This window comes from Streptomyces sp. NPDC007095 (assembly GCF_040634475.1).
GTDB lineage: Bacteria > Actinomycetota > Actinomycetes > Streptomycetales > Streptomycetaceae > Streptomyces.
Window position 1 is genome coordinate 1 of sequence record NZ_JBEYFS010000382.1, and the last position, 6,619, is coordinate 6,619.

Consider the following 6,619-nt stretch of genomic DNA (forward strand, 5'->3'; position numbering starts at 1 on the left):
CCACAGCAATCTCGTCCGGAGTCACACACTCTCAACGCCACACCGGGCCGACAGGACACGCACCACAACAACCGACCTGACCAAGCCCTACTAGGGTGCCGTCGACGATCAGCACCGCGCCCTTACGGAACCGCTGACGGGGCTGAAACGCAAGCGATGGTCCGAGGTGGCCGATGATGCGGATAGCGGCCGACTTCGACACCCCGAACAGCGGGGCGAGCTGCCTCAGCGTCAAGTTCGTACGCCAGTAAGCCACTACCACCAGGATCCGGTCCGCCAGAGTCAGGCTCCACGGTCGCCCCTTGCGCACCTGGCCCGTACCTTCGCTCCGCATCGCAGTGACGAGCTTGCCGAACTGACGCGGGCTCAGCCCAGTGAACGGGGCTATCCAGGATGGCTCCGACGCCGTGATCAGACCAGGCATGGCAAGATCATGACACCAAGATCAGTCATTACGAGACAGCCCTTGGCGCTGTTGGGTACCGGCTATTAAGCGCGGCGCCTCATGAAGTCCAGATCAGTAACTGATCAAGAGCCCGATCGCCAGCCACCGCCTATTTTTCCACAAAACCAGCGCTCCCCCTCAAGAGATATATCCGTCCGATTTTGAAGCCACAGTCTCCCGACCCTCAGTCAAAAAGACGCGATGCCGCAATTCGACGCAAATACTCGTACTCTTGACCGAACGCCTTTCCGTCCCGAAATGAACCTTCCACGCCTGCTGCCAGCCATTGACTCCATGCAGGACGCGGTTGTTTGCGCTCATCCCACGGAACCAGCGCGCCGAGCGTGAGCGCGTACCCGTGAGCGACGATCCTGATGGCGTTTCTCTTTCGGATTCTGGACAGAGTGGTTTTGGTTGCCGTCGTGGTCCAAGCCACGGTACGCCAACCCCTACTGTTCAGCGTCTTGATAGAGGAAGGTACCAAATTTCCCCATCCTGGGCGAGTCTGAGCGCTCACAATAGTGGCCTCTCCTCGCCCTCGTGGATACTCGCCTCGCGCAGCAGACAATGTCGACTCGTACGTGGCATTGTAAGTGCACATCAAAGTGTAGAGTGAGCCGAATACGGGAATTTCATGCAACAGTCGGCTTGAGGCTCCCCTGGGTGCGCTGGCGTCAATCACCAGATGTGTGCTCACGGGCGCGGCATGGCGTCTTTGAAGCACGAATCCGTCCGTATAGTGATCATACGTTGCCAAACGCTTGGTCCATTCCGTGGCCAGGTTGTTGTAGACACCCCCGTCCACCAAAAATGCATTTCGGCTCCGGTGCTCTATGTTCCCCTTCTCCCAATCAATAATTCGATCAAGCCGGAGGCGCACTGGCGGCAGAAGCCCCGGGAAGGCAGCCGACGCACGAACTGCGCGAGCAGTGGGAAGATTCTTCATTCTGTGAACCCAGTAGCCTTCGGCGACGTATGAGTCGCTCAGAAATACCGGCTGAGCCCGCCGGACGTCCACAGCGCAGAAAATATGCTCGACTGACCTTTCAGTACCCCCTAAAGCCCTAGGAGTACCATCCTGCGACCTACACCAGGCGTCGCGTATTCCAAGTTCAACCAACCAACCGCGCAACCTCCAAATGAGCAATCCCGCGACATAGCTAACAAATGCTAAGGAGAATCCCTGAAACCTTCCCGCTCTTGCGCCGAGAATCACGCCGACCACGGATAGAGTCAAGCCCATAGCGAATAGTATCCACCGAACCCTACCCCTCCAGCCACCCGTCAAAGATCCATGCCTTGACAGTTTGTCGACGGCCTCTCTACATACGCCCTGAAAGTCATCCGAGGTGGTTTCAGCGTACTCACACTTGTTCGCTACGTAAGCATTTGCGATTGATCCACCGGATACAGAACTAATCCAACGCACCTTTTCCTGTAAACCCAAGTCCACAAGTGCGAGCAAAGCCCCAAGGGAAAAGAGCGTAGCCCGGTGGCCGCCACCCGACAGCGACACACCGATTCCTTGATCATTTTCTGTATCCATACGAGGATGCTACTAAACGTAGCCATATGAGCACCTAGGATTCAACGTGAATGCGGGCAGCGCACGTCCATCCGTCAGAACGCGGCCCTGCACAGGATTTCAGGACCCGGCGTACCGCGAGGATCGGGCGCACCCATCGACGACGACGGCTACGCGCGGGAGCAGATGCGCGTTACATCCATCAAGGTCTTGCGACGAGGGGATTCCGTCGACGTATCCCGCCCACCGGCAGAGGCGGCAGCGACGACGGACCTCGCCCGCATACAACACGTCAGGGCGGAGCAACATGACGTCACTCCGCAAAGAAGTGACGAGGTTTGGGTAAAGCCTCCCTCAATGGCATGATCGATGAGGCGTTCGAGACAACGAGCCGGAGGGGGAACCGAGTTGTCTTTCGATGAGGAGTGGGCCCAGTTGAAGGCCGACGCCCTGGCGCGCAGGTCGACGGGCATGCAGATCGACCAGCTTCCGGCCGACGCGAGCGGAGGCACCGGCGCACCAGTCGCCGGGAGTCTGATGGCCAAGACCGACTCGATCAACGGCAACGCGAATCTGCTGATCGAGATAGCGGGCTTCCTCCAGGAGGGCCGGCCTGACGCCGAACTCACCACCATGGCCCGGGAGCCTCGAACACACGAGGACGTGGCCAAGCAGGTGGCCCGGTTCGCCGGATTCGCGGATGACCAGTACCTGGACGCGGTCGCTCTCTTCGCGGCACTCTCCACTCGCCTGCGAACAGTCGGCAGCGACTTCGTGAAGATCGACGACGACACGGCACAGCGTTTCCTCGACGACATCTTGCGCTATGGCCAGTACGTCGCTCCGGAGGCGCGATGAGCAGCGGAATCAGCCACCGCAAGGACGTCGAATATCTGGAGGGCTGCAACCCGCCCCTCGTCGAGCGGAACGCGGACGAGTTCAAGCGCCTGCACGACATGCTCGTGGCGGTCGACCCGTCCGCCGAGCGAGCCGAGAAGCACACCCAGTGGAAGAGCGAAGGCAGCCAGCACTACGAAGCCCGGCTCACCGAGGCGCGCAAACTGCTCACGCAGCTCGCCGAGGGTTACCACAAGGCCGCCGGCGCCCTGAGCGACTATGCGTTCGCCCTGGAGGTCGCCAAAGCGCACTACTCCAACGGCAAGGCGAACGAGCAGTCCCTCGCAAATCTGATCCACACCAAGGGCACGGCGATCACCCGTGAGGCCCAGGAGGCGGAGCCGATGCGCCAGTGGGAGGACATGCGGTCCACCACCGGCGTCATGGACTTCTTCGCCGAACTCACCATGGATGTCGACGACATCCGCGACGACGCGAACCGGCTGCACGACGCCGCCGGCGGCGATTTCCATCTGGCGAAGACCACGGAGCACGAGGCACGGGAGCTCTGCGTCCACCAGCTCAAGCAGGCGTACGACCTGCTGCCCGACTTCCGCATGGGCTTCGTCCAACGCATCGACATCGTCTCGGCGATCGCCGACTTGCGGCGAGAGGCAGCCGAGGCGCGCACGAATCCGCTGACCCATCTGCCCGGCAGCGGCCCCAAGCAGGACTACTACCCCATCGCCGGGAGCGACATCGTCTCCCCGACGCTGCGCGACATCCGCCTCAAGGTCGCCAACCTCCCGGGAGCGAAGGACAGTTACTGGAGTCCGCCCTCCAACGCCCAGGAGCACGCCGACTGGATCGCGGCGAACAAGGACATCATCAAGGCGGCGGCACGGAACTCGGGGCTCCCGCCGGACATGGTCGCCGGTATCGCCTGGCAGGAGATCGGCGGACAGCCCGGCATCCTGGACGACATCACCGACACCATCCGCGAACAGGCCGACTCCCCACTCAGTCCGATCGCCCCCGAGAGCCTCCCCTGGCGTCTCGGCGGCGATCCCGACAACACGTCCATGGGGCCCATTGCCATCCAGGTGCGACGTGGCGCCGAGGTCCTCGGCTACGACCCCGACCACCTCACCGACCAGCAACGCAGCATGGTGGAGGATTCTCTCCAGGACCCTGCGCAGAACATCTTCATCGCCTCGGAGTACCTGGCCCAACTCAAGGCGGAGAGCGAGTTCGCCAACGTGCCTGCGGAGGAGATGACGCCGGCCCAGTATCAGGAACTCGCCGCGCGTTACAACGGTGGCCCGTACTGGCAGACCGACGACGCCCAGGCCTACGGGCGTGGCTTTACCAACAATCTGGACGAGGCAAGGAACGCACTGCGCTGATGACCAGCCCTTCCCACGTGGACGACGACCGCGGCTGCCTGCGCCTGGTCCTCGCCGTTCCACTGATCCTGCTCACCCTTGTCGCTGCGTACTTCTGCTGGACGGCACTGACCATCCGTCCGTCCGGGCCCTGGGACGACGACGCGTATGCCGGCATCGCTCTCTCGTGCGTCCTCACCATCGGGGCTGCCGGTGCGGTGGCGGTGCTGTGGCTGCTGCCGTCGGTGCGACGGATCATGGGGTGGTGGTGGGTGGGCCCCGCCGTGCTGTTGGGTGTGATCGCAGTGATCCGATGGGTGACGGGCGGTTGAGCCGTCCAGCGCCATGGCTGCGTCGACCTTCCCATATGGTCCTGCGGCGAGTGCTCCGAACGCTCCATTCGTCGCCACGGTGCAGATCCTGGACGGTGCTCCCAGGACCATCACGAACGTGAAAAGGCGTGGCGGACTATCCGACCGCCACGCCTCCGGACTCGCGGTTTCAGGAGTCAGTGACCGTGATCTGCAACGGTCCGCTGGGCGCCGGGGAACCCACATTGCCGGGGTATCCGTACTGCGCGTGGAGTCCGCCCGAGTCGGTCAGCGTGAAGCCGACGGTGTAGACGCCGGGCGCCAGGCCTTGGGACAGGCCGGCCACTATCTGCACGGTCCCGTCGGTCACCGCGAAGAGGCCGCCGTAGCCCCCACCGACGGGATCGCCGGTGGAATCGTAGATGGTGAGGCTGTACCCGTTGACTCCCGCGAAGGAGGTCACATCAGCCGTCAGCTCGACGTTCCGGGGCAGGGCGCTGGCGGCGACCGTCGTGAAGCTCAGCGACGCGGAGGTCGCCACAGGGGGTGTGGTGTCCGGAATCTGAGTGACCACCAGGTTCAGGTCCGGCTCATCGAAGTACGAACCGTAGGCCGCCACGTCACCGGCACCGTCCACGAGCGCTATGCCCGTGATGGTGCACTCCTTGTCGTAGGTCTGAAACATGGTGGCAGTGACCGTGATCGTGCCGTCAGCGCTGATGACAGGCGCCTGGGTCACCGATCCACCGCAGCCTGTGTCCGTCCACACGGTGGCCGAAGCGAGCCCCTGGCGCACGCCGTTGGGCTGCATCGTGATCGAGAGCTTCTGCGGCGCGGACCAGTTGTTCACCGCCTTCGGGGTGATGGAGAAGTCACTGGCCTGCAGGGTCCCGTTCTGAGTGACCTGAACAGGCGCGAGGTTCAGGTTTCGGTGGACGGATGTGTTTCCCGCGTTGTCGGTCAGCCTGATCCGTGAGACGGCCCACGTACCAGCTGCGGCTCCGGCCGGGATGGTGACCGAGACGCCGCAGATCATGTCGTTGATGCCCCAGCTACCAGTGTTCGGACCGCAGGAGGTGGTGCCATCGCCGGCCGTCACCACCTTGAGCTTGCCGGATGCCGTCTGCCCACCCGGCCCGGCGACGGTGACCTCACCCTTGTAGAAGCCGGACTCGGGATCGACGACCTCGATGTCGTACGCCACGGTGACGGGCTTGGCCGCGTTGTAGAGATACGTCGGCTGGTCAGGCGGCACGGAGATCCACTCGTAAGTCGGTCCGGCCGAGTCGACCAACTCCTTGGCCGTGACAGTGCTCGCGAACTCCGAGAGCCGGCCTTTGTCGACCGTCAGGGTGTTTCCCTGGTCGTCCGAGGCAGTGACCCTGACGACCGCCCAGGTCGCGCTGGGCCCCGCCGCGTACTGCGGCACACTGAAGTCGTAACTGTATGTGGATGACTGGGCGTTCCCGGACACGGAGCTGGTCATCGTGGAGCCGTCCGGCCGCAATGAGTAGCTGATGTCGTAGGCGGATCCTACGGCGCTGCCCCCTGCGGTGATCTGCCGGATGTAAACGTCGCCCGACACGGTGGCGGCGCTCGCGTTGCCGTTCGTCACGGTCCAGTCGAGCGTCGCGGTCGCGCCCTCGGCCGTGGCGTCAACACTCGACGGGCTGAACGAGAGAACGCCGAGCTTCAGCCGTCCATCGTTTGCCGCGGCCTGTGCCGGCCCCACCGATGCCGCGCCCAATAAAGCTGCCGTCAGAATGCCGACGACAGCCCGGAATATCTGGGGTCTGCGTCTTCGTGAACGCATCGTCCACTACCTCCTCATGCGCTGACCCCGGCGGATCAGCCGCCCGATGCTAGCAATTGCGAGTTCTGCCCATCGGGCAATTTGCACCGGACCCCCTGAGCACCCGAAGTCGCCTGACCGTAGGCCAGTTACCAACACGGTCGATCAGGTGCGAGGCGCCGCCAAGAAGGTTGCATCCACCAATGCCTTGCGATTCCGGGATCCCCGGCTACCGGGGTCCGAACGGGCTGTGGCGGCGGGATCCGGAGGCCGAGAAGCTCGTGACGTACGACTTCTACATGGGCGATCCGCAGATCCGGCGGC

The 6,619-nt window shown here is 63.2% G+C and carries 5 protein-coding genes and 2 pseudogenes; 4 read left to right on the top strand and 3 right to left on the bottom strand.

All coding sequences use genetic code 11. The features are described 5' to 3' along the window. Positions 1-88: 88 nt before the first annotated feature. Positions 89-424 (bottom strand): annotated as a pseudogene (locus tag ABZ656_RS55365) (transposase family protein); the annotation flags it as partial. Between the two features lie 205 nt (positions 425-629). After that, positions 630-1,991, bottom strand: a complete 1,362-nt coding sequence (locus ABZ656_RS55370) for a patatin-like phospholipase family protein (RefSeq protein WP_360279960.1) — start codon at positions 1,989-1,991, stop codon at positions 630-632. A gap of 387 nt (positions 1,992-2,378) precedes the next feature. Here ABZ656_RS55370 and ABZ656_RS55375 point away from each other — a divergent pair, with 387 nt between their 5' ends. The 3 genes from ABZ656_RS55375 to ABZ656_RS55385 are packed head-to-tail and all read left to right on the top strand — an operon-like array spanning position 2,379 to position 4,524. After that, positions 2,379-2,828: a hypothetical protein gene (locus tag ABZ656_RS55375; protein WP_360279963.1), complete on the top strand. Its 450-nt coding sequence runs from the start codon at positions 2,379-2,381 to the stop codon at positions 2,826-2,828. Continuing rightward, a complete protein-coding gene (locus ABZ656_RS55380; protein WP_101401781.1) occupies positions 2,825-4,213 on the top strand; it encodes a hypothetical protein in 1,389 nt (462 codons plus the stop codon). The genes ABZ656_RS55375 and ABZ656_RS55380 overlap by 4 nt, the downstream gene beginning before the upstream one ends. After that, entirely contained in the window at positions 4,213-4,524 is a 312-nt protein-coding gene (locus ABZ656_RS55385; protein WP_101401780.1) for a hypothetical protein, read from the top strand. The genes ABZ656_RS55380 and ABZ656_RS55385 overlap by 1 nt, the downstream gene beginning before the upstream one ends. 169 nt (positions 4,525-4,693) lie before the next feature. Here ABZ656_RS55385 and ABZ656_RS55390 read toward each other — a convergent pair whose 3' ends face one another. Then, positions 4,694-6,316 (bottom strand): hypothetical protein, encoded by a 1,623-nt coding sequence (locus ABZ656_RS55390; protein WP_360279967.1) that lies wholly within the window; start codon positions 6,314-6,316, stop codon positions 4,694-4,696. 182 nt (positions 6,317-6,498) lie between these two features. Between ABZ656_RS55390 and ABZ656_RS55395 the strand changes: the two are divergent. Further along, positions 6,499-6,619: pseudogene (locus ABZ656_RS55395) on the top strand (NAD-dependent deacetylase); the annotation flags it as partial.